Here is a 21105-nt window from a genome sequence, read left to right on the forward strand (position 1 = left end):
CGATCCATCGACACCCTTGCTGCAGAGCGCCCGCCCCTTTTGGGCGCTATGTGACGTTTTTATACAAGGTTTTGCCCCTCCGGGCACGCCGCGCCGCCGGTTTTTTGGCGCGCCCGCATTCATCCGTCGCCGCCGCCGCTAGACTGCGGCCAGGGCGCACCGCACGCGCCGTCTGGAGCCGCCATGCCCCGTCCCGTCCGCTACGCCGTGTTCGGTCATCCCGTCGCCCATTCGCTGTCGCCGGACATCCATGCGGCGTTCGCCCGGCAGGCGGGACGCACCGTGGACTACACGGCCATCGACGCGACCCCCGAGGGCTTCACCGATGCGCTGGCGTTCTTCGCCGACACCGGCGGCGCGGGTGCCAACGTGACCCTGCCCCTGAAGGAGGCCGCGTACGCACTGGCCGCCACCTGCAGCGAGCGCGCGCAGCGGGCCGGCGCGGTCAACACGCTGGTGCGCAGCGGCGACGGCTGGCATGGCGAGAACACCGACGGCGAAGGCCTGGTGCGCGATCTCACCGGGCGCCACGGACTCGACCTGCGCGGGCGTCGCACGCTACTGATCGGTGCCGGTGGCGCGGCGCGCGGTGTCGCGCCCGCGTTGCTCGATGCGGGCATCGACAGCCTCACCGTGGTCAATCGCACGCCCGCACGCACCGACGCACTGGCCGACGCGCTCGGCGAGCCGGGCCGGGTGCATCCGCGGTATCTGCACCAGCTCGGCGAGTCGGGCGAGTTCGACCTGATCGTCAATGCCACGTCCGCAGGCCTTGCCGGGGCGGTGCCGGACCTTCCGAGGTCGCTGGTCGGCATGCGCACGGTGGCGGTGGACCTGAGTTACGGCGAAGCGGCGGTGCCGTTCCTGGCCTGGGCGCGTGCGCAGGGCGTGCGCCAGACCGTGGACGGTCTTGGCATGCTGGTCGAACAGGCGGCAGAGAGCTTCGCGCTGTGGCATGGCGTGCGCCCGGAAACCGATGCCGTGTTCGCGACGCTCCAGGCGCGTGCAGCCGTCCTCGTCACTGCCGACTGACCGGGGAGCGTTGCCATGCCCGACGCCGATCTGCTCACCCTGCTGCTGCGCCAGCTCCCGGGGCTGCTGCCCACCCTGGTCGGGCTCGGCATCGGCCTGGCGCTCGCAGCCCGGCACCGCGCCAGGCTGGGTGCGGCGGGCCGGATCGCCCTGCTCGGCTTCGGTCTCCTGACACTGACCACTCTGGCCTCGAGCCTGTTCTTCGTGGCCATGCAGATGCTGGCCATGCGCCAGGCGATCGATCTCCAGCTGCTGCGCTGGATCTATCCGGCAGCCAGTGCCGGCTTCGCGATCCTCACCGGTGCCGGCTTCGTGCTGCTCGGGCTGGCCCTGGCCCGCGGCGCGACTCCGCGCTGACCCGATGGAGTGCCGCGTCGCCTGCGCCGCCTGCTGCATCGCGCCGTCGATCAGCTCGCCGATCCCCGGCATGCCACACGGCAAGCCCGCGGGCGTGCCCTGCGTGCAGCTCGATGCGGACCTGCGCTGCCGGCTGTTCGGACGGCCGGAACGTCCGGCCGTGTGCGGCTCGCTGCGCCCGTCGGCGGACATGTGCGGCGTGTCGCGTGCCGCCGCGATGCGCACACTGGACCGCCTGGAAGCGCTGACCGCGCCCACCGCCTGACGGCGCGGGCCGGCGCGTGCTTGCCGACCCGCGCGCTCCGCTGCCCGTTCCACCCGACGCCCGCACCCCCGACGCCCGTGCAGGCGATCGATGCCCGCGGCGCGGAGGCGACGCGGCGGCGCCGGACGTTGACGCGTGCCCGCCTAGAATCGGCGCCTCCCGTTCCGGCTAGCGACGTCCGATGACCAATCCTCTTCTCGACCAGGCCGGCCTGCCGCGCTTCGATGCGATCACCCCTGCGCATGTCCAGCCTGCGATCGACGCGCTGATCGCGGAGGCGGAAGCCGCCGTCGCGGTCGCGGGCGGGACCCAGCCCGTGGGCTGGGAGCGCGTGATCGAACCGCTCGAGGATGCGACCGAACGGCTTGCCCGCGCCTGGAATCAGGTCACGCACCTCAATGCGTTGGTCAACACGCCCGAACTGCGCGCGGCCTACAACGCCGCGCTGCCTCGGGTGACCGCGTTCTTCAGCGCGCTCGGCCAGGATCCCGCCCTGTACGCCCAGTACCAGCGGCTCGCCGACGGCGCCGACGCGCTCGGACTGTCGCCGGTGCGCCGACGGGTCGTCGACCAGGCATTGCGCGACTTCCGCCTGGGCGGCGCCGCGCTCGATGACGCGGACAAGGCGCGGTTCGCCGCCGTCCGCCAGGAGCTGGCCGCGCTGGGCGCGACGTTCTCCGAACACGTGCTCGATGCCACCGACGCGTTCTCGCTGCACGTCGACGAACTCGAGCGCCTGGCCGGCCTGCCCCGGGACGTGATCGCCGATGCCCGCGCCGCCGCGGAGACGCGGGGGCGGAGCGGCTGGACCCTCACCCTGCAGATGCCGTGCTATCTGCCGGTGCAGACCTACGCCGAGGATCGCGCGCTGCGCGAGGCGCTGTACCGCGCCTACGGCCTGCGCGCCTCCGATGCCGGACCACCGGAACTCGACAACGGCCCCCTGGTCGCGCGCATCCTGGCGCTGCGCGCCGAGCAGGCTGCGCTGCTCGGTTACGGGAGCTACGCCGAACTCTCGCTCGCCACCAAGATGGCGACCTCGGCGAACGAGGTGCGCGGCTTCCTGCGCGATCTCGCCGCCCGGGCACGTCCCCAGGCCGAACGCGACCGCGCCGAACTGGAGGCGTTCGCGCGCGACACCCTGGGCCTGGACGCGTTGCAGCCCTGGGACGTCGCATTCGCCGCCGATCGCCTGCGCAAGGCGCGCTTCGACTACTCCGCGCAGGAGGTCAAGCCCTATTTCACCGAGGATCGTGTGCTGGCCGGACTGTTCGCCGTGATCGGCGATCTCTACGGCCTGCGCGTCGAAGCCGATACCGCGCCGCTGTGGCACGCGGACGCGCGCTTCTACCGGCTGCTTGACGGTGACGGTGCGCTGGTGGGCCAGTTCTATCTCGACCTCTACGCCCGGCCCGGCAAGCGCGGTGGCGCGTGGATGGACGACTGCCGCAACCGTCGCACGCGGGCCGAGGCGGTACAGACGCCGGTGGTCTACCTGGTCTGCAACTTCGGCCGAGGCCAGGACGGGCGCCCGGCGACCTTCAGCCATGACGAGGTCACGACCCTGTTCCACGAGATGGGTCACGGCCTGCACCAGCTGCTGACGCAGGTGGGCGAACTGCCGCTGGCCGGCATCAACGGTGTCGAATGGGACGCCGTCGAGCTGCCCAGCCAGTTCATGGAGAACTTCTGTTGGGAATGGGACCGCGTGCAGGCGATGACCGCGCACGTGGACACCGGTGAGCCGCTGCCGCGCGCGCTGTTCGACCGCATGCTCGCCGCGCGCAACTTCCACAGCGGCCTGCAGACACTGCGCCAGATCGAGTTCGCATTGTTCGACATACAGCTGCACGCCGGTTTCGACGCTGCCCGCGACGACGTGCTGGCGCTGCTCGAGCAGGTGCGCGACGAGGTCGCGGTGAACCGCACACCGGCGTGGCACCGGTTCCCGTACCAGTTCTCGCACATCTTCGCCGGGGGCTACGCGGCCGGGTACTACAGCTACAAGTGGGCCGAAGTGCTCAGCGCGGATGCCTATGCCGCATTCGAAGAGGCGGGCCCGGACGGTACGGCCGCAACCGGCGCGCGCTTCCGCGACGAGATCCTCGCCCGCGGCGGCAGCCGCGATGCGATCGAGAATTTCCGCGCGTTCCGCGGCCGCGACCCGGATATCGCCGCGCTGTTGCGGCATGCCGGAATAACCGCCTGAGGCACCGACGCACGGCCCGGGCCGCGCTCCTGCCCCGGGCCGGCCACCGCGATGCCGTGCGACGGTGTCCTCACGGGCGCGATGCCAGCATCCGCGCCAGCCCGCCGGAGATGTCCCATGCGCCTGCTCGTTCTGATGTGCGCGATCGCCATGCCGCTGGTGGGCTGGTTGTCGCAGACCGGCGCGTTCGGTCCCGACCAGGGCACGATCTCCAACCGCCACCCCACCCTGCTGGTGGCGGCGGGTTATGCGTTCTCGGTGTGGGGTCTGATCTTCCTGCTCGACGTGGCGTATGCGGCCTGGCAGGCCACGGGTCGCCGGCGGGCCGATCCCGTCCTCGGCCGCGTGGCGCCGGCTGCCGCGCTCGGCTTCGCGCTCAGCACGGTGTGGATGCCGCTGTTCTCGGCGCAGCTGTTCGGGCTCTGCGTGGTGGTGATCTTCGGCGCACTCGCGGCGCTCGCCTGGGCTGCGGTGATCCTGTCGGCAGCGCCCGGCCGGGGCCGCCTGCTGGCGTGGCTGGCGCTGTCGCTGCATGCGGGCTGGCTGTCGCTGGCCGCTTTCCTCAACCTGGCGCAGACGATCGTCGCCTACGAGCTGCTGTCGACGTCGCGGATGCTCGGCTGGAGCCTGGCGCTCTGGGCCGCGGGCGCCGCCGTGCTGCTCGCACTCAACTGGCGCATGCGCGGGAACGTCGCCTATGTGGCGGTGGCGGTGTGGGGTCTGTTCGCGGTGTGGATCAAGCAGACCGGCTGGCCGCTGGCCGGGGCGACGACGTCGGCCTGGGTGGCGCTGGCGATCGCCGCAGCCCTGGTCCTGCAGACCGTGGCGCTCCGGCTGCGCATGCGTCACCGCTGACGCTCCGCGTTCACGTCCGGTGCGGCGGACAGGCGGCATCGTACCGGCCCCACCCTCGCCGAACCGTAGCCGCCATGCGCCTGTTCCGTCGCCTGATCCTGTCCTCACTCCTGTGCGCCGGCGCCTGTGCCGCGACCGCGGCTGCGCAGGTCAGCACGAGTGCGCTGGCCGGCCAGGACGAACCGCCCGCGCTGTCCTCGCAGTCGGGCCGGCAGACGGGTGTCGCCACCTACGAGCACGACGGACGCCAGGTGATCATCCGCTCCTACGAGCCGCGCACGGTGAGCGACGGTCGTTACCGCGTGGATTTCGCCGCACTGGATGCCGACGGCGACGGCTATGTGAGCCGGGCCGAGGCGCGGGCCCATCCTGCGCTGGATGCCGAATTCAGGGCCATCGACGTCAACCGCGATAGCCGCTTGAGCCGCGAGGAACTCGCCGGCTGGTTGCGCTGAGCATGGTCGGGAAACGCCACTGGGGCAGAAGCCGATGACCGGCCTGCCGCCGCGCCGCCCGCGCGGACCGTTGCTGATCGGTGCGGTCTTCGTGCTGCTCGGCGGTATCTTCATCGGCGCCCTGGTCACCACCGTGATGCTGCGCACCACGATCGGCTCGGCCGGCGACCTGAAGGCGCGCGACGCGCTCCGGCTGCAGACGCTGCTCGATGCCGGCGATGGCCGCGGTGCATCCGACCGGGTGACCGAGCGCGTCACCGCGGAGTTCGCCTACCGGTTCATCATCGCGTCCGGCGCGCTCGATGCGGTGACCGAAGCGGACACCCGCGACGAGCTGGCCGCGACTGCGCGCTGGATACGCGAGACGGGCGCGCTTGCAGGCCGCGACGACGCGGTCTCGCGCTGGGCGGTCATCGCCGCCGCCTGCGTCGACGCGCACGCGGCCGAGCCGCGCACCGCGGCGACCTGCGTCCGCGACCGCATGCCGCACGACGTGCCGGCGCCAGAACGGCTCGATCGCTGACGGGCGCCCCGGGTGGCGCCATGAAAAACGCCCGGCATCGCCGGGCGTGTCTCGCGGGATGCCGCGCGCGGATCAGTCGCGCGACTGGCTGATGATGCGGCCGTCCTGCGGATCGAGCTTGAGGTCCATGCGCTGGCCCTGCGCGTCGTCGGCCTCCGCCTCCCACAGACCGTCGTCGAACTTGACGTCGTCGATGCGGGTGAAGCCCTCGGCCGTCAGACGGGCGCGGATGTCGGCCTCGCCGAGACTGGTCGCGCCGGCATTCTCCGGATAGATGCGGCCGGTGGCGGGATCGAAGCGCACGTCGATCTTGTTGCCGGTCGCGTCCTTGACGTCCGCCTTCCACAGGCCGTCCTTGAACTCGATGTCACGCACTTCGGTGTAGCCGCCGTCGGTGAGGGCGCTCCGCACCTGGGCGCTGGTCATCGCGTCCTGGGCCAGGGCCGCACCGGCCGCCAGGCTCACGGCGAGGACCAGCGCGCGCACGGTCAGGGTCTGGTTCATGGGCATTTCCTCGAATTGGGTGCGCGGAGTCTCGGCAGCAGGCCGCGAAGCAGCGGTGAACCCGCTGCGCGTGCGCATCGGCAGATTCACCGATGTGACGGCACCGTGCCCGCGTCCTCGGCCAGACGGCGCAGATCGTCGACGAAACCGCGATACGCGACGGCCTGCGCATCGGCATCGCCTTGGCGCAGGACCCACGAGGGATGCACGGTGGCGAAGGCGCGCACGCCATCCTCCCGGGTGCGCCAGATGCCGCGCTCCTCGCTCAGCCGCACGCCCGGACCGAATACCGCGCGGGCGGCACTGGCGCCGAGACAGACGATGCGTTCGGGTCGGACCTGCGCGATCTCGGCCCGCAGCCACCCGTTGCAGGCATTGATGTGGGCGACATCGGGCCGCCGGTGCAGGCGCCGCTTGCCCCGTGGCTCGAAGCGGAAGTGCTTGACGGCATTGGTCAGGTACAGCGTGCTGCGGTCGATTCCGAGCTCCTCGAGCGCGCGCGCGAACAGGCGGCCTGCCGGCCCCACGAACGGCCGGCCGGACAGGTCCTCCTCGTCGCCCGGCTGCTCGCCGACGATCAACGTGCGCGCATCGTCCGGCCCCTCGCCGAACACCGCCTGCGTGGCCGGCTGCCACAGCGGGCAGCGACGGCAGTCGCGGGCGGCGACGCGCAGCGCGGCGAGCGTATCGGCCTGCACCGGCTCGGCCGCGGGTGCGGCGGGGATACGGCGCCTGGGCGCCTGGTGTTCGCGCTCGGCCATCTCGCGCACGCGCACGCCGGCCTCGCGCACCAGGCCGGGCAACAGGGCCGCCTCGGGCAGATGCTTCCAGTACTTCTGCGGCATCTCCGAACGCATCATCGTGGTGTTGAGGCGGGCCGGATTGAAGATGTTGGCGTAGTAGGTGCGCCACAAATCCTCATGCGCATCCTCGGCCGGCGCATCGGCGCGCGTGCCGCCGCCGGCGAAGGCCAGTGCCTGCCCGTCCCACAGCGCACTGCGGTACGGGGTGACGATGGCCCAGCGCATGCCCGCGAAGCGGCGCGCGAAGAACGGTGCGACCCGGTCCACGATCCAGTGCTCGGGTTCGAACCAGGCGACGTATTCCTCGTCCGCACCGGGCACCGCGCGGAAACGCACGAAGGCCTTCATCTTGTGGCTGTCGCGGCGCACCGCCTGGGCCAGCGTGCGGGCGCGGTGCACGTCGGGATCCGCGGCACGCTGCAGTAGTGAGGGCTCGTCGCCCGCCATGCGCCAGAGCATTCGGTAGAGCAGGCCATGGCGGTCCGGGGCGCGATGGCACAGCGCCGCGTCGGCGACGGCCAGGAACTCGGACGGCACGCGCGGCGTGTCACGGATCGCCGGCAGCAGTGCGAGATCGGTGCCGCCGAGCAGAGATCCCTGCGCACCGCCACTCCAGTCGATGCGTTCGGGCGGCACCTGCGCGCGCAGGGCGGCGCGCGCCGCAGCGCGCCACGTGGCGGTGTCCCAGGGCGGCTCGATGCGCGCGATCACATGCGATGCGTGGCCCGCCCCGGACCCGCGCGTCATACCGGCGCCCCGGGACGCACGCGGGCACCGTGATGTGCGGCCCGTCGGGCGGAACCCGCGTCACGGGCCAGGCCGCACGGACCGGTGGGCGCCCGGGTCCACCCCGATTTCGCCTGCATCAGAACAGGCTCGCCTGCCGCGGTTGCGGTGCGAGTTCCGCGCGCAGCCGCGCCGTGTCGTCCAGCCGCTGGCGCGGATGATGGCCCGGGGCGATGACGAACGGCATGATCTTCTTCAGCGGCACGCGCAGCCGCGCCAGGTCGTCGAGTCGCAGCGCGCCGTGCGGTCTTGCCGCGATGATGCGCTCGACGTTGCGCGCGCCGAGTCCGGGCACGCGCAGCAGCAGTTCCCGCGGCGCGCGGTTGATGTCCACCGGAAACCGCGTCGGATTGCGCAGTGCCCAGGCGAGCTTGGGATCCACCTCGAGATCGAGCATGCCGGCGCCCGCGTCCTGCGCATCGCCGACGCCCGACACGGGCTCGGGCGCGATCTCGTCGACGTCGAACCCGTAGAAGCGCAGCAGCCAGTCGGCCTGGTACAGGCGGTGCTCGCGCAGCAGCGGCGGCGCCTGCAACGGCAGCGACTTCGAGGCGTCGGGAATCGGGCTGAAGGCCGAGTAGTAGACGCGGCGCATCCGGTAGGTGCCGTACATGCGGTTGCTGGACTCGAGGATGCGACGGTCGCTGGCGCCGTCGGCGCCGACGATCATCTGCGTGCTCTGCCCGGCGGGGGCGAACCGTGGCGCCTTGGCCCGGCGCACGCCGACGGCCTGACGCTTCACCCGCCGCGCGTCCTTGTCCTCGTCGATGCGCCACTTGAGCTCGCCCATGGCGCCGTGGATGCCGGCGTGGGTCTTCTCCGGAGCGAGCGCCGACATGCCGGCCTCGGTCGGCAGCTCGATGTTGATGCTCAGACGATCGGCATAACGCCCGGCCGCGGCCAGCAGCTCGGGGGCGGCATCGGGGATCGTCTTAAGATGGATGTAACCGGCGAAGCGATGATCCTCGCGCAGGCTGCGCGCGACCTCGACCAGCTGCTCCATCGTGTAGTCGCCGTTGCGGATGATGCCGCTGGAGAGGAACAGGCCCTCGATGTAGTTGCGCTTGTAGAAATCCAGGGTCAGATCGACGACTTCCTGCGGCGTGAACCGTGCCCGGCGCACGTTGCTCGACACGCGGTTGACGCAATACGCGCAGTCGAACACGCAGAAGTTGGTCAGGAGGATTTTCAGCAACGAAACACAACGCCCGTCCGGCGTGTACGAATGGCAGATGCCCATGCCCTCGGTGCTGCCGATGCCGCCGGTCTTCGACGAGTCGCGCTTGTTCGCGCCGCTCGACGCGCACGAGGCGTCATATTTGGCGGCGTCGGCGAGGATCGCGAGCTTGTCGGTGAGGTTCACGCGCGCACAATGCCCCATCGAGGTCTCAGACCGTGAGATTGCCCGAATGGCCACCGTGCACGGATGCCGGTTCGTCGCGACGCATTCACATTCCCTGGCCGTCACGGCCGGTAGCGTGCCTGCTGGCCCGTCGCCCGACGGGCCGTGGGCGCGACAGCTGGGGCGGCACGATCGACATCATTTCGACACGACACACCGGACGCGCCTGCGCCGTAGCCGCGGCCATCACGGCCGCCCTCGCCAGCGGCTGTGGCGGACCGCAATCCATGCTCGCGCCGGCGGGTCCGGCCGCGGCCGAGATCGCGCGTGGCACGTGGCTGATGACCGGAGTGTTCACCGTGGTCTGGCTGGGCGTGCTGCTGTTGCTGTGGCGGGCGCTGCGACGTCGCACGGCCGCCGAGACGCCGCATCGACCGGAACGCATGATCGTCTGGGGCGGCGTGGTCCTGCCGGTGGTGGTGGTCGCGGCGCTGCTGGTCTACGGCACGCTGAGCAGCGCGCGCGTGACCGGCGTGGGCGAAACCGCGGACGCGGTCGTCGAGGTGACCGCGCGCCAGTGGCAATGGCACTTCCGCTATCGCGACGCCGACGACCGGGTGATCGGCGAGAGCATCGACGAGCTGGTGATGCCGCGGGGCCGGATGGTCGAGTTCCGCATCACCAGCGAGGATGTGATCCACAGTTTCTGGGTGCCGCGGCTCGGCGGCAAGATCGATGCGATTCCCGGGCGCGTCAATACCTTGCGCCTGCGCGCTGACCGCGACACACCGATGCGCGGCCAGTGCGCCGAGTTCTGCGGGCTCGACCACGCCCGCATGGTGTTCCCAGTGCGCGTGGTCGAGCCGGCGGATCTGGCCGGATGGCTGGAGTCGCGTGCGCCCCGCCCCGCGGACGAGCCGCCGTCGGCCGATGCGCCCGCCGGGCGCGCACCGCCGCGCCACGGCGCCTCGGAGGATGTGCTGTGAGCCGCCTGACGCCAGACCACACCATTCCCACCCCCGGCGACCACCTGCGCCACGCCGAGCGCCTCGCCCGGCTCGAGCGCGTGTGGGCGAATGCGCCGGGCCTCGTCGGCCAGCTCACCGCGGTCAACCATTCGACGGTCGCGATGCGCTTCATCGTCACCGGCTTCGCCTTCCTGCTGGTCGGCGGTCTGCTGTCGATGTTCATGCGCCTGCAGCTCGCGTGGCCGGGGCTCGAAGTGCTCGACCCGCAGCGCTACGCGCAGTTCGTGACCATGCACGGCACGACGATGATGTTCCTGTTCGCGGTGCCGATCATGGGCGGTTTCGGCATGTACCTGGTGCCGAAGATGATCGGCGCACGCGACCTGCCGTTCCCCCGGCTGTCGGCGTTCGGCTACTGGTGCTACCTGTTCGGCGGGCTGTTCCTGTATTCGAGCTTCATCTTCGGCAGCGTGCCCGACACCGGCTGGTTCATGTACACGCCGCTGAGCGACTCGACCTATTCGCCGGGCAAGGGCGCGGACTTCTGGTTGATCGGCGTGACCTTCGCCGAGATCGCCGCGGTCGTCGCCTCGGTGGAGATGATCACCGCGGTGCTGATCCTGCGCGCGCCGGGCATGGACCTGCGGCGGATGCCGCTGTTCGTCTGGGCGATGCTGGTCACCGCCTTCATGATCGCGTTCGGCTTTCCGCCGCTGATCCTGGCCAGCATCCTGCTGGAGATCCAGCGCGCGTTCGATTTCGCATTCTTCGAAGTGGCGCGCGGCGGCGATCCGCTGCTGTGGCAACACCTGTTCTGGCTGTTCGGCCATCCCGAGGTCTACATCATCTTCCTGCCCGCGGCGGGCGTGGTGTCGATGGTCGTGCAGACCTTCGCGCGGCGGCCGATCGTGGGCTACACCTGGATCGTGCTGGCGCTGGTGGCGACGGGCTTCCTGAGCTTCGGCCTGTGGGTGCACCACATGTTCGCGGTCGGCATTCCGCTGCTCGCGCTCGCCTTCTTCAGCGCGGCCAGCATGATGGTGGCGATCCCGACCGGCATCCAGATCTTCGCGTGGCTGGCCACGCTGTGGGCCGGCAAGCCGTGGCTGCGCGTGCCGATGCTCTACATCATCGGCTTCTTCGTGGTGTTCGTCTGTGGCGGCCTGACCGGCGTGATGCTGGCCTTCGTGCCGTTCAACTGGCAGGTCCACGACACCCATTTCGTCGTCGCCCACCTGCACTACGTGCTGATCGGCGGACTGATGTTCCCGCTGTTCGCCGGCCTCTACTACTGGCTGCCGCTGGCGAGCGGCCGCATGCCCAGCGAATCGCTGAGCCGCAGCGGCTTCTGGCTTGTGTTCATCGGCTTCAACCTAGCGTTCCTGCCGATGCACGTGACCGGCATGGTCGGCATGCCGCGGCGCGTGGACACGTACGCGATGGAACTCGGCGTGCACTGGCTCAACCTCCTGTCGACCGCCGCAGGCTTCGTCATGGCGGTGGGCGTGATCGCGATCCTGATCGACGTGGCGTTGTGCTTCGTGCTCGGCCGCCGCGGCGTCGAGAATCCGTGGCAGGCGGGCACCCTGGAATGGGCGGTGCCGACGCCGGTGCCGACCTACAACTTCGCCTCGGTGCCGCAGATCGAAAGCCGGTATCCGCTGTGGGACACGCCGGAGGTGGTCGAGGCCACCCGGCGCACCGACGGCCTGCTCGGCGATGCGCATGACGATCGGCGCGAATTGATCGGCACCGGCATCCAGTCGGCGCGCGCGGAACAGGTGATCCGCATTTCCGGCTCGACCTGGTTGCCGATCCTCGCCGCGTTCACCATCGCGGTGCTGCTGGCGGGGTTCATCAGCTCCCAGTACTGGCTGTCGATCCTGATGCTGGTACCGCTGATCGGCCTGTTCCTGCGCTGGGCCTGGACCACCGGCGACCGGTATGCGCCGGCCGAGATCGAGGTCGCGCCCGGCCTGCGCCTGCCCACCCAGGCCTATGCGCGCAACGCGCCGGGCTGGTGGGCGCTGGTCGGCACGCTGCTGATCGACGGCTCGCTGTTCGCATCCCTGGTGTTCGCCTACTTCTACCTGTGGCTCAACGCTCCGGCGTGGCCGGCAGGCGGCGCGACGGTGATGGCCTGGACGCCGGCACTGGTCGCGCTCGCGTTGCTCGCGCTGCCGCTGCTCGCCGCCTGGCGCGGGTCGGCGTCGCTCGCGGCCGGGCACACACGTGCGGCGATGCTCTGGCAGGTGGCGGCGATCCTCGGCGGCGCGGTATTCCTCGCGGTGCATCTGCCGGCGCTGTGGGCCGCGGTCGGCGCGCCGCAGGTGCATGCCTACGGCTCGGTGGTGTGGACCCTGGCCGGCTTTCACGCGGTCCACGTCGTGGTCGCGATGCTGATCGGCGGTTTCACCGCGCTGCGCATCCATCACGGCTTCGTCGAGCGCGCGCGCGCGCTCGAGTCGCGGATCGCGGCAGGCTTCTGGCGTTACACCGTTGGCATCGGCGTCGTGACCTGGGCCGTCATCCATCTGTTCCCGAGGTGGCTGTGAACAGCCCGCCACGCATGACCCTCACCCGCATGTCGGCACCGTTCGCGCTGTGGGCGCTGCACTTCGTCGCGCTCTACAGCCTGCAGGGTCTGGCCTGCGCGCAGCAGCTGTGGCGCTCGCGGATCGGCGGCCTCGAGCTCATGACCTGGGTGCTCGCCGCGGTGACCCTGGCCATCCTCGCCGCGATCGGCTGGGAAGCCCTGCGTGCGTGGCGGATCCACCGCGCACTCCTCGGCCGGGACGACAGCGGACGGGCCGAACAGTCGAGGCGACGCTTCATGGTCGTGCTGAGCCTGCTCGGCGCGGCCATCTCGGCGCTCGGCGTCACCTTCACCGCGGCGCCGCTGGCCCTGCTCCAGACCTGCGCCTGAGGCGCCGAAGACCCCATGCGCAACGATCTCAAGCAACCCGTCCCCGACACCAAGAGCCACACCGTGGAAAGCGTGCTGGCGATCGCCAAGCATCCGATCCATCCGATGCTGGTGACGTTTCCGATCGCGTTCCTGTCGATGGTGGTGGTGGCCGACGGCCTCTACCTGTGGCTGCGCGCGGAGTTCTGGGCCGAGCTCGCGCTGTGGCTCAATGTCGGTGGCCTGGGGTTCGGCGTGCTGGCGGGTGTCGTCGGCACGTTCGACATGATGTCGATCCGCGTGGTCCGCCGGCACGTGTCGGCGTGGAACCATTTCATCGTCGCGGTGATGGTGCTGGCGATGGCCGCGCTGGGGGTCTGGCTCCGCCTGCCCGACCCCGTGTCGGCGGTGTGGCCGTGGGGGCTGCTGTCCTCGTCGGTGATGGCACTGCTGGTCGGCGTGGCCGGCTGGCTGGGCGGCACGCTGAGTTTCCGCCATGGGATCGGCGTCTACGGCGACGAGGAAGCGGATGCGGCCGACGGCCCCGACCCGGACCGCAAGCCGCCTGCGGAATAGACGCGGGCCGTCGAGGTCCACCGCGTCCGGGCGTCGCAGCGGGGCCGTGCGAGGGACTGCCGGTGTCCGGCTGGCGATGAGATGCCGGCCCACGCTGGGACCCGCCGGCGTACCGGCGTCGGGCGCGCTTACGACTCGGGCAGTTCGAGCGGTGGAACGCCATCCTCGAGTCCCGGGACCAGTTCCTCGGCGTCGACCGGGCCGCTCGGCGGCGGCGGCAGGTCGCCCAGGGTCGACGGCTTGGCACCGGTGAGTCCGGCGATCAGCAGCAGCATCACCAGCGGGACCCAGCCGATGACGCGGTAGAACGTGGGGCCGTGATGGTCGCGGTCGTGCCCCAGCTCGTAGAGCAGCAGGCCGAAGTAGAGATGCAGCAACACCGCCCCGGCGACGACGACCAGCTTGAGCACGAGCCAGGCGCCGGCCGGGTTCCAGGCGATCAGGATGCCGCCGAGCGTGATCGTCACCAGCGCGGCCGGGGTCATGATGCGGAAGAACAGCATGTTGGTGACCGGGCTCCAGTACGTCGGATCCGCGTCGATCTCCTTGCCGTGGCGCGCGACGAACAGCCGCGGCAGGAAGAACAGGCCGGCGAACCAGATCGTCATCGCGAGGATGTGGAAAATCTTGAGCCAGAAATACACCGCGCCACCTGCGTCCGGACGAAGCGGCAGCGTACGCGCGCCGGCATCAAGCCGGCGTGGCCATGGACATGCGTCCGCGCCCGGGCGCCCGGCTGTTCCGCCAGCGCGGGTGCACGGCGTGCGGGCAGCCCGCTCCGCCGTCACCGGCACGCTGCTCCTCCTACTTCTGAGTCTCGCCGCGGTGCCCGCCTGGGCGGCCCTCCCGGAGGGACCGCCCCCGACGCCGGCCACGGCCTGGACGCCCGCCACGTGGTCGCTGGCACCTCTGGCGCTGGCGCTGCTGGCATACGCCGGCGGCTGGCGCAGGCAGGCATGTGCGCGCCGGCGTGACGCGGTGGCGTTCGCCGGCGGCGCGGTTGCGATCGCGCTGGCCCTGGTCTGGCCGCTGGAAGCCTTCGGCGCGTACTCGCTCGGCGCGCACGTGGCCCAGCACCTGCTCCTGCTCGCGGTGGCGCCGGCGCTGCTGGTGGCGGGACGGCCCGGAGCGACGATGCGGCGCGCCCTGCCACGCGGCGCGCGTCTGCGGCGCCTGTCGATCGCCGGGCGATCGCGCCCTGTCCTGCTGGCCCTGGCACCGGCCACTGCCGCGCACATCGCGGCGATGCTCGTGTGGCACCTGCCGGCCGCGACCTCCGCCTCGCTGGTGAGCGTTCCGGTGCACCGCGTGATGGTGGCCAGTGTGCTGCTCGCCGGACTGTGGTTCTGGACGGCGCTCTGGCACCGGCTGCGCGCACGAGACGCAGGCGCCGGCGGCGGGCTGGTGGCCCTGGTGACGGTGATGATGGCGATGGGATTCCTGGGCGCGCTGCTCACGTTCTCGCCGCGCGTGCTCTATCCCGCCTACAGCGATCGCGCCCTGCTGCTCGGCCTCGACCCGCTGTTCGACCAGCAGCTCGCCGGCCTGTTGATGTGGGTGCCGGCCGCCACGCCCTATCTGGCGGCCGGACTGGTGCTGGTGATCGCGCTGCTGCGCCGGAAGGCCACCACGGTGCCGCCACGCGCCACGCGCTGACCGCGCGGTTCCACATCGCGTGGACCGGGCCCCGTGCAGCCTTGGGGCCCCCCTCTTCGACCGGAGCCGCGCATGACCCGCGACTGGAACACGCTGGCGGCCTTCTGGCCGGTGGCGATCGCCCTGCTGCTCGGCGTGCTGGTGCACTGGATCATGCGGGTGATCGCGCGGACGGCGCGACGCCATGCCCGCGAGCACCTGCGCGCGCGTATCGCCCAGGTGGTGGCCGCGCCGGCGGCGATCGCGCTGCCCCTGCTGTTCCTGGCGATCGCCATCAATGCCACGCCGCTGGACCCGGACCTCGTGCGCCTGCTGCGCCACTGGCTCGGCATCGGCGGGATGCTGTGCATGACCTGGCTGGTGACGCGGATGGTGGGCGCGGTCGAAGCCCGCATCCTGCGCGAGCATCCGGTCGACGTGGAGGACAATCTCGCGGCCCGCCGCGTGCAGACCCAGACCCGGGTGATCAGTCGCGTGCTGCAGGGCGCGGTGGTGCTGGTCGGCGTGGCGCTGGCACTGATGACCTTTCCCCAGGTGCGCCAGGTGGGCACTGCGCTGCTGGCCTCGGCCGGCATCATCGGCCTGGTGGCCGGCGTGGCCGCGCAACCGGTGTTCGGCAATCTGATCGCCGGGCTGCAGATCGCGCTGGCCCAGCCGATCCGGCTCGACGACGTGGTCATCGTCGAAGGCGAATGGGGGCGTATCGAGGAGATCACCTCGACCTACGTGGTGGTGCGCATCTGGGACGAGCGGCGGATGGTGGTGCCGTTGCAGTGGTTCATTTCCAACCCCTTCCAGAACTGGACGCGCAACAGCGCGCAGCTGCTCGGCACGGCGTTCCTGTGGCTGGACCACCGCGCGCCGATCGCGGCGATCCGCTCGGAACTGCAGCGTCTGTGCGAGGCCGATCCGCGCTGGGACCGGCGGGTCTGCGTGACCCAGGTCACCGAGACCGACCGCCATACCATCGAAGTGCGCCTGCTGGTGAGCGCACGCAATTCCGGCGATCTCTTCGACCTGCGCTGTGCGGCGCGCGAAGGCATGCTGGCCTTCCTGCACACCCACCACCCCGAGGCCCTGCCGCGCGTGCGCAACGAGGTCAGCGAGGACCGGCAGGCGCCGGGGTGGCGCGCGCGTCCGCCGCGTCACGAGGACACGCATTCGCCCGGCGCCGAGACCGTGAGCGAGGCGGACGTCCACGCCGGCTTGCCCGGTCCGCCCGCACAGTGAGGTCCCCTGCGTTCCATGGAGTGATGAGATGAAGACCCGCACCCTCGGCCTCGGTGGCCCCAGCGTCTCGGCGATCGGCCTGGGCTGCATGGGCATGAGCGCGTTCTACGGCGCGCGCGGCAGCGAGGCCGACGCGATCGCGGTGGTCCACCACGCGCTTGACCAGGGCATCACCCTGCTCGACACCGCCGACATGTACGGCCCGCACACCAACGAGACACTCGTCGGGCGCGCGATCGCCGGGCGCCGGGACGATGTCTTCCTCGCCACCAAGTTCGGCATCCGCCTCGATCCCGCCGATCCGCGGACCCGCCGCATCGACGGACGTCCGGAGTACGTGACCGCCGCCTGCGAGGCCAGCCTGGCCCGCCTGGGTGTGGAGACCATCGACCTGTACTACCAGCACCGGGTGGACCCGGCCGTGCCGATCGAGGACACCGTGGGCGCGATGGCGCGCCTGGTCGAGCAGGGAAAGGTGCGCCACCTCGGCCTCTCCGAGGCCTCAGCCGACACCCTGCGCCGGGCCTGCGCGGTGCATCCGATCACCGCGCTGCAGAGCGAGTACTCGCTGTGGTCGCGCGACCCCGAAACCACCGGCACGCTGGCCGCCTGCCGCGAACTGGGCATGGGCTTCGTGGCGTATTCGCCGCTGGGCCGCGGCTTCCTGACCGGCACGATCCGCACGCCGGACGATTTCGATGCCGACGACGTGCGCCGCCAGGCGCCGCGCTTCCAGGGCGAGAACTTCGACCGCAACTTGGCGCTCGTGGAACAGGTCCAGGCGATCGCCCAGGATTACGGCGTCACCCCGGCCCAGCTGGCCCTGGCCTGGGTGCTCGCCCGGGGCGAGGACGTGGTGCCGATTCCCGGCACCCGACGGCTCGGCTTCCTTGACGAAAACATCGCCGCGCTGGCGATCCATCTCACCGACGACGACCTCGCACGCATCGATGCGATCTTCCCGCCCGATGCGGCTGCAGGCACGCGCTATCCCGCGGGCGGCATGGCGGCACTGAACCGGTGAGCACGGCTTCCGCCGGCGCCCCCACGCCGCGCATCGCCTGTGTGATTCCCGCGTGGAACGAGGCGGACTATCTGCCGGCCACCCTCGCCGCATGGCACGCCGCCGTGGACGCGCTGGCGCTCGACTGCGAACTGCTGGTAGCCGACGACGCCTCCACCGATGCCACTGCCGCGATCGCACAGGCCGCCGGGGCACGTGTGCTGCATGTCGCGCACCGGCAGATCGGCGCGACCCGCAACGCCGGCGCCGCCGCGACCACGGCGCCCTGGCTCCTGTTCCTCGACGCCGATACGCAGGTGGACGCGCGCCTGCTGCGCGCGGCGCTGGACGCGCTGGCGGCAGGCGCGGTCGGCGGCGGTTGCACGGTGCGGCTGGACGGTCCACACCCCTCGCACGTGCGACTCGGCGTGTGGGCGGCGGGTATCGGCTTCCGTTACACCGGCGTCGCGCCGGGCTGTTTCCTCTTCTGCTCGCGCGCCGCCTTCGACGCCGTCGGCGGTTTCGACCCGGCGTGGTATGCGGGCGAGGACATCGCGATGAGCCGTGCGCTGGCCCGGCAGGGACGGTTCGTGATCCTGCGCGAAACCGTACGCACCTCCGGACGCAAGCTCGCGCACGCATCGGCATGGCGACAGCTCGGCCTGCTGTTGCGTTTCGCGCGCCGCGGCACCGGCATGTTGCGCGACCGCGATGCGCTGGACCTGTGGTACGGCGGTCGTGACGGTCGCCCGCCGCGATGAGGCCAGTGCATGCCGCCGCTGCGTCGCGGCGGGCAGTCGGGGGGCGACGGCCGCAACGCCATCCCGGCGACATACCGCGTTGACGCAGGCACAACGCTGCCGCGCGCAGCGTGGCCGTTCGCCTGCGCCGTCGCGCGGGCCACATCCGGTGCGCGGCGCGCACCCACGACATCAGGAGCCTCCCATGCGTAACCGTCGCGACGACCCCACCGGCACCTCCGAGATGAAGGCCTTCGGCGAGGAACTGCTCGCCACGGGTGCCCGCTACATCGACCTCGGCCGGCGCTGGCTGGCCGAGCGACGCGACGCGGTGGTCGACGCCGCTCACGGGGCGTCCACCGCGCCACGTCGCGATGCGCATACCGGCGCCGCCCAGGGCGAGGGCCGCGGGCGCAACCGCGACGGCGATCTGCGCCGCGACTGGGGGTTCGACGACGGCGATGGCTACAACGCTGTCGACCATCTCGGCGGCGAGCCCGATTTCAACCACTTCGGCGCCTACGACCGCGAAGGCCGGGTCGGCCGCATCCAGCCGCGGCGGCCCGGCTCCGCGGGCGGCTGGCGCGGCGTCGGCCCCAAGGGCTACACCCGCGCCGACGCGCGCATCACCGAGGATCTCTGCGAGCAGTTGCTGCACGACGATGCGATCGATCCGCGCGAGATCTCGGTGCAGGTGCGCGACGGCGTCGTGCTCCTCGAGGGCCTGGTCGACCAGCGCTGGGTGAAGCACCGGGTGGAAGACCTCGCCGAACGCTGCGCCGGCGTGCGCGACATCGACAACCGCCTGCGCGTGCGCGGCATGGGAGACGCGCCGGGATCGCGCACGGATGCGGCGACGGAGGCACGCGGCACGGAACGCGGCGCCGGCACCCCGTCATCCGGGACGGGCGCGACAGCGGACAGGACGCCCGGCGGGCCGGATGCGGCATCGTCCGGCAGCCCGCGAGCAGCCTCGGGGCCGGTGATCGCCGATCCGGCGCGGCAGGACATCGGCGGCGCCTGACGCCGACGGCGGACGCACCCGCATTCACGTGGTCGCAGCGCCCGCTCGGGAATAGTGCCGGCTTTCCCGCTTCGGCGCCCCCATGTCGACCCCCGCCTTCGCGATCGCCACCGCCGTGCTCGTCGTGGCGACCCTGTTGCCGGTGATACGCAGTGGACGCTGGTGGATCCGGGGCTTCGATTTCCCGCGGCTGCAGCTGGCCGTGGGGTCCGCCGGCCTGCTGATGGCGCAACTGGCGTTCAGTCCCATGGACGGACCGTGGACGGTCGCGATCGTCGCGGCCAACGCTGCCTGCGTGCTGTGGCAGGCCTGGTGGATCCTGCCCTATACGCGCCTGATGCCACGCGAGGTGGAGGATGCACCCGCCGATGCCGGCTCACGGATCCGGTTGATGGCCAGCAACGTGCTGATGCCCAACCGCGATGCCGACCGTCTGCTCGCGCTGGTGCGCGAACACCGGCCGGACGTGCTGATCGCGGTGGAAACCGATGCCTGGTGGGAGACGCGTCTGGACACGTTGCTCGATGTCCTGCCGCACGCGATCCGGTGCCCGCTCGACAACCTCTACGGCATGCACCTCTATTCGCGCCTGCCGCTGCACGAGGCCGAAGTGCGTTATCTGGTCGAGGACGACATCCCGTCGATGCACGCCACGCTCGACATCGACGGCCGGCGCCTGGCCCTGCATGCCTTGCATCCGCGCCCGCCCAGTCCGACCGAGGCCGAGAGCTCGCAGGAGCGCGATGCCGAGCTGGTGGTCGTGGGCCGCGCGGCGAAGCGCTCGCCGATTCCGGTGATCGTGGCCGGCGACCTCAACGACGTGGCCTGGTCGCGCACGACACGACTGTTCCGCAAGATCAGCGGCCTGCTCGACCCGCGGATCGGGCGTGGCATGTACAACACCTTCCACGCCCGCCTGCCGGGCCTGCGCTGGCCGCTCGACCACCTGTTCCACAGCCGCCATTTCACCCTGGTGTCGCTGCGGCGCCTGCCCGATGTGGGCTCCGACCATTTTCCGATCCTGGTGGAACTGGCGCTCGCCCCGGGCGAAAACGACGCCGATGCCGGGCTCGACGACGATGCGACCGCCGAGCACGATGCCCGCGAGGCGCTCGACGGGGTGCAGGCCGACGAGGCGCCGGTCCCGGGATGATCCCGCGGAGGATCGGACGCGCTAGAGCCCTGCGTCTGTGGCCCCGGTCAGGTCGCACGCGCCGGACGGGCACTCGACGCAAGAGCCGGGTCCTGCCGGATGCGCCACGCGGCGCGCCCGAATCACGCCCGCCGGCAGCGTCCGGTACGCCGCCTTCGCGGCGATGCCAACAGTGCACTGGTGCGTGCCTGACGTTCTGCATGCCGTGCGAGCCGCACACGCATCGATGCGTCGCAACACCGGTGCGTGCACGATGCACATCACGCGCGCCCGCCTCCGCTCGCAACCCGGAGCGTGCCGGGCCGGCGTCCGGGCGAGCGGTCGCGGCTCAGCGGTCGAGGCGCGCGCGCAGATCGCGCAGGTCGCGCCGGGCGACCTCGCGCAGCGTTGCCTCCCGCCATGCGTCCGCATCCTCGCCCTCGGCGGCGCGGCGCTCGTATTCGGGCTGGATCTGGGCGCGCCGAAGCTCGCGGATCCGGCGGTATTCGCTCTTCAACGACGACATGCGCCGGATCGGGTAGTCGCCCGCCACCGGTTGCAGCCAGGGGGCGTCGTCGACGTCCTGGGCCTGCGCCGCGACGACGCGGTCTGCGGCGGAGGCGCCACCGGCCCAGGCCTGCCCGCCCGTGCATGCCGCCAGGAGGAGCAGCACGAGCGCCGGACACGGGCGTCGGATCACCGGAATCGCGTACATCGCATCCTCCCATGCGCTGACCGAT

At 71.4% G+C, this 21105-nt stretch carries 22 protein-coding genes; 17 read left to right on the forward strand and 5 right to left on the reverse strand.

What is annotated here, in order from left to right:
- Positions 1–183 precede the first annotated feature (183 nt).
- From aroE to H0E82_RS00310, 7 genes are all read left to right on the forward strand, one after another.
- Positions 184–1032 carry a shikimate dehydrogenase gene (gene aroE / locus H0E82_RS00280; RefSeq protein WP_180542966.1) on the forward strand — a complete coding sequence of 283 codons (849 nt, stop codon included), beginning with the start codon at positions 184–186 and terminating at the stop codon, positions 1030–1032.
- Positions 1033–1047: 15 nt separating this feature from the next.
- On the forward strand, positions 1048–1389 hold the full coding sequence (locus H0E82_RS00285; RefSeq protein WP_180542967.1) for a hypothetical protein: 342 nt from the start codon (positions 1048–1050) through the stop codon (positions 1387–1389).
- Positions 1390–1393: 4 nt separating this feature from the next.
- A complete protein-coding gene (locus H0E82_RS00290; protein ID WP_180542968.1) occupies positions 1394–1654 on the forward strand; it encodes a YkgJ family cysteine cluster protein in 261 nt (86 codons plus the stop codon).
- A 181-nt stretch (positions 1655–1835) separates the two neighbouring features.
- Positions 1836–3863, forward strand: a complete 2028-nt coding sequence (locus tag H0E82_RS00295) for a M3 family metallopeptidase (RefSeq protein WP_180542969.1) — start codon at positions 1836–1838, stop codon at positions 3861–3863.
- A gap of 117 nt (positions 3864–3980) precedes the next feature.
- Positions 3981–4718, forward strand: a complete 738-nt coding sequence (locus H0E82_RS00300) for a hypothetical protein (protein ID WP_180542970.1) — start codon at positions 3981–3983, stop codon at positions 4716–4718.
- Between the two features lie 74 nt (positions 4719–4792).
- Positions 4793–5173 (forward strand): EF-hand domain-containing protein, encoded by a 381-nt coding sequence (locus H0E82_RS00305; RefSeq protein ID WP_180542971.1) that lies wholly within the window; start codon positions 4793–4795, stop codon positions 5171–5173.
- 34 nt (positions 5174–5207) lie between these two features.
- The gene (locus tag H0E82_RS00310; protein ID WP_180542972.1) at positions 5208–5696 is read left to right on the forward strand and encodes a hypothetical protein; all 489 of its coding nucleotides are present in this window, start codon (positions 5208–5210) and stop codon (positions 5694–5696) included.
- 72 nt (positions 5697–5768) lie between these two features.
- Here the strand turns inward: H0E82_RS00310 and H0E82_RS00315 are convergent, their stop codons facing one another.
- The 3 genes from H0E82_RS00315 to H0E82_RS00325 form a co-directional block, all read right to left on the reverse strand.
- The gene (locus tag H0E82_RS00315; protein WP_235974105.1) at positions 5769–6200 is read right to left on the reverse strand and encodes a PepSY domain-containing protein; all 432 of its coding nucleotides are present in this window, start codon (positions 6198–6200) and stop codon (positions 5769–5771) included.
- A gap of 86 nt (positions 6201–6286) precedes the next feature.
- Positions 6287–7750, reverse strand: a complete 1464-nt coding sequence (locus H0E82_RS00320) for a UdgX family uracil-DNA binding protein (protein ID WP_180542973.1) — start codon at positions 7748–7750, stop codon at positions 6287–6289.
- Between the two features lie 118 nt (positions 7751–7868).
- Positions 7869–9152 (reverse strand): putative DNA modification/repair radical SAM protein, encoded by a 1284-nt coding sequence (locus H0E82_RS00325; RefSeq protein WP_180543017.1) that lies wholly within the window; start codon positions 9150–9152, stop codon positions 7869–7871.
- A gap of 266 nt (positions 9153–9418) precedes the next feature.
- Between H0E82_RS00325 and coxB the strand changes: the two genes are divergently transcribed.
- From coxB to H0E82_RS00345, 4 genes are read left to right on the forward strand one after another with little or no spacing between them, the layout of a single operon-like run.
- Positions 9419–10117: a cytochrome c oxidase subunit II gene (coxB, locus tag H0E82_RS00330; RefSeq protein ID WP_180542974.1), complete on the forward strand. Its 699-nt coding sequence runs from the start codon at positions 9419–9421 to the stop codon at positions 10115–10117.
- Positions 10114–12654 carry a cytochrome c oxidase subunit I gene (ctaD, locus tag H0E82_RS00335; RefSeq protein WP_328796916.1) on the forward strand — a complete coding sequence of 847 codons (2541 nt, stop codon included), beginning with the start codon at positions 10114–10116 and terminating at the stop codon, positions 12652–12654. The genes coxB and ctaD overlap by 4 nt, the downstream gene beginning before the upstream one ends.
- Positions 12655–12668: 14 nt before the next feature.
- Positions 12669–13025, forward strand: coding sequence for a hypothetical protein (locus tag H0E82_RS00340; RefSeq protein WP_180542976.1), 357 nt, complete (start codon positions 12669–12671; stop codon positions 13023–13025).
- A 15-nt stretch (positions 13026–13040) separates the two neighbouring features.
- The gene (locus H0E82_RS00345) at positions 13041–13580 is read left to right on the forward strand and encodes a DUF2231 domain-containing protein (protein ID WP_180542977.1); all 540 of its coding nucleotides are present in this window, start codon (positions 13041–13043) and stop codon (positions 13578–13580) included.
- A 128-nt stretch (positions 13581–13708) separates the two neighbouring features.
- Here H0E82_RS00345 and H0E82_RS00350 read toward each other — a convergent pair whose 3' ends face one another.
- Positions 13709–14224, reverse strand: a complete 516-nt coding sequence (locus H0E82_RS00350; protein ID WP_180542978.1) for a HemJ family protein — start codon at positions 14222–14224, stop codon at positions 13709–13711.
- A 181-nt stretch (positions 14225–14405) separates the two neighbouring features.
- On the opposite strand from H0E82_RS00350, the gene H0E82_RS00355 reads away from it, so the two are divergent.
- The 6 genes from H0E82_RS00355 (at position 14406) to H0E82_RS00380 (ending at position 20386) form a co-directional block, all read left to right on the forward strand.
- Positions 14406–15236, forward strand: a complete 831-nt coding sequence (locus tag H0E82_RS00355) for a cytochrome c oxidase assembly protein (protein WP_180542979.1) — start codon at positions 14406–14408, stop codon at positions 15234–15236.
- 72 nt (positions 15237–15308) lie between these two features.
- On the forward strand, positions 15309–16466 hold the full coding sequence (locus tag H0E82_RS00360) for a mechanosensitive ion channel family protein (protein ID WP_180542980.1): 1158 nt from the start codon (positions 15309–15311) through the stop codon (positions 16464–16466).
- A 28-nt stretch (positions 16467–16494) separates the two neighbouring features.
- Complete coding sequence (locus H0E82_RS00365; RefSeq protein WP_180542981.1) at positions 16495–17490, forward strand: aldo/keto reductase; 996 nt, start codon at positions 16495–16497, stop codon at positions 17488–17490.
- Entirely contained in the window at positions 17487–18230 is a 744-nt protein-coding gene (locus H0E82_RS00370; RefSeq protein WP_328796917.1) for a glycosyltransferase, read from the forward strand. The genes H0E82_RS00365 and H0E82_RS00370 overlap by 4 nt, the downstream gene beginning before the upstream one ends.
- A 184-nt stretch (positions 18231–18414) precedes the next feature.
- The gene (locus tag H0E82_RS00375; RefSeq protein WP_180542982.1) at positions 18415–19233 is read left to right on the forward strand and encodes a BON domain-containing protein; all 819 of its coding nucleotides are present in this window, start codon (positions 18415–18417) and stop codon (positions 19231–19233) included.
- 82 nt (positions 19234–19315) lie between these two features.
- Complete coding sequence (locus H0E82_RS00380) at positions 19316–20386, forward strand: endonuclease/exonuclease/phosphatase family protein (RefSeq protein WP_180542983.1); 1071 nt, start codon at positions 19316–19318, stop codon at positions 20384–20386.
- A gap of 328 nt (positions 20387–20714) precedes the next feature.
- Here the strand turns inward: H0E82_RS00380 and H0E82_RS00385 are convergent, their stop codons facing one another.
- Positions 20715–21065, reverse strand: coding sequence for a hypothetical protein (locus H0E82_RS00385; RefSeq protein WP_219338339.1), 351 nt, complete (start codon positions 21063–21065; stop codon positions 20715–20717).
- Between the last annotated feature and the right edge of the window lie 40 nt (positions 21066–21105).

Origin of the sequence: Luteimonas deserti, from assembly GCF_013425765.1 — a bacterium.
GTDB lineage: Bacteria > Pseudomonadota > Gammaproteobacteria > Xanthomonadales > Xanthomonadaceae > Luteimonas > Luteimonas deserti.

Bases quoted from the DNA above. Each gene is read 5' to 3' on its own strand.
- aroE (WP_180542966.1), top strand. From the start codon at position 184: ATGCCCCGTCCCGTCCGCTACGCCGTGTTCGGTCATCCCGTCGCCCAT.
- H0E82_RS00285 (WP_180542967.1), top strand. From the start codon at position 1,048: ATGCCCGACGCCGATCTGCTCACCCTGCTGCTGCGCCAGCTCCCGGGG.
- H0E82_RS00290 (WP_180542968.1), top strand. From the start codon at position 1,394: ATGGAGTGCCGCGTCGCCTGCGCCGCCTGCTGCATCGCGCCGTCGATC.
- H0E82_RS00295 (WP_180542969.1), top strand. From the start codon at position 1,836: ATGACCAATCCTCTTCTCGACCAGGCCGGCCTGCCGCGCTTCGATGCG.
- H0E82_RS00300 (WP_180542970.1), top strand. From the start codon at position 3,981: ATGCGCCTGCTCGTTCTGATGTGCGCGATCGCCATGCCGCTGGTGGGC.
- H0E82_RS00305 (WP_180542971.1), top strand. From the start codon at position 4,793: ATGCGCCTGTTCCGTCGCCTGATCCTGTCCTCACTCCTGTGCGCCGGC.
- H0E82_RS00310 (WP_180542972.1), top strand. From the start codon at position 5,208: ATGACCGGCCTGCCGCCGCGCCGCCCGCGCGGACCGTTGCTGATCGGT.
- H0E82_RS00315 (WP_235974105.1), bottom strand. From the start codon at position 6,200: ATGAACCAGACCCTGACCGTGCGCGCGCTGGTCCTCGCCGTGAGCCTG.
- H0E82_RS00320 (WP_180542973.1), bottom strand. From the start codon at position 7,750: ATGACGCGCGGGTCCGGGGCGGGCCACGCATCGCATGTGATCGCGCGC.
- coxB (WP_180542974.1), top strand. From the start codon at position 9,419: ATGCTCGCGCCGGCGGGTCCGGCCGCGGCCGAGATCGCGCGTGGCACG.
- H0E82_RS00340 (WP_180542976.1), top strand. From the start codon at position 12,669: ATGACCCTCACCCGCATGTCGGCACCGTTCGCGCTGTGGGCGCTGCAC.
- H0E82_RS00345 (WP_180542977.1), top strand. From the start codon at position 13,041: ATGCGCAACGATCTCAAGCAACCCGTCCCCGACACCAAGAGCCACACC.
- H0E82_RS00360 (WP_180542980.1), top strand. From the start codon at position 15,309: ATGACCCGCGACTGGAACACGCTGGCGGCCTTCTGGCCGGTGGCGATC.
- H0E82_RS00365 (WP_180542981.1), top strand. From the start codon at position 16,495: ATGAAGACCCGCACCCTCGGCCTCGGTGGCCCCAGCGTCTCGGCGATC.
- H0E82_RS00375 (WP_180542982.1), top strand. From the start codon at position 18,415: ATGCGTAACCGTCGCGACGACCCCACCGGCACCTCCGAGATGAAGGCC.
- H0E82_RS00380 (WP_180542983.1), top strand. From the start codon at position 19,316: ATGTCGACCCCCGCCTTCGCGATCGCCACCGCCGTGCTCGTCGTGGCG.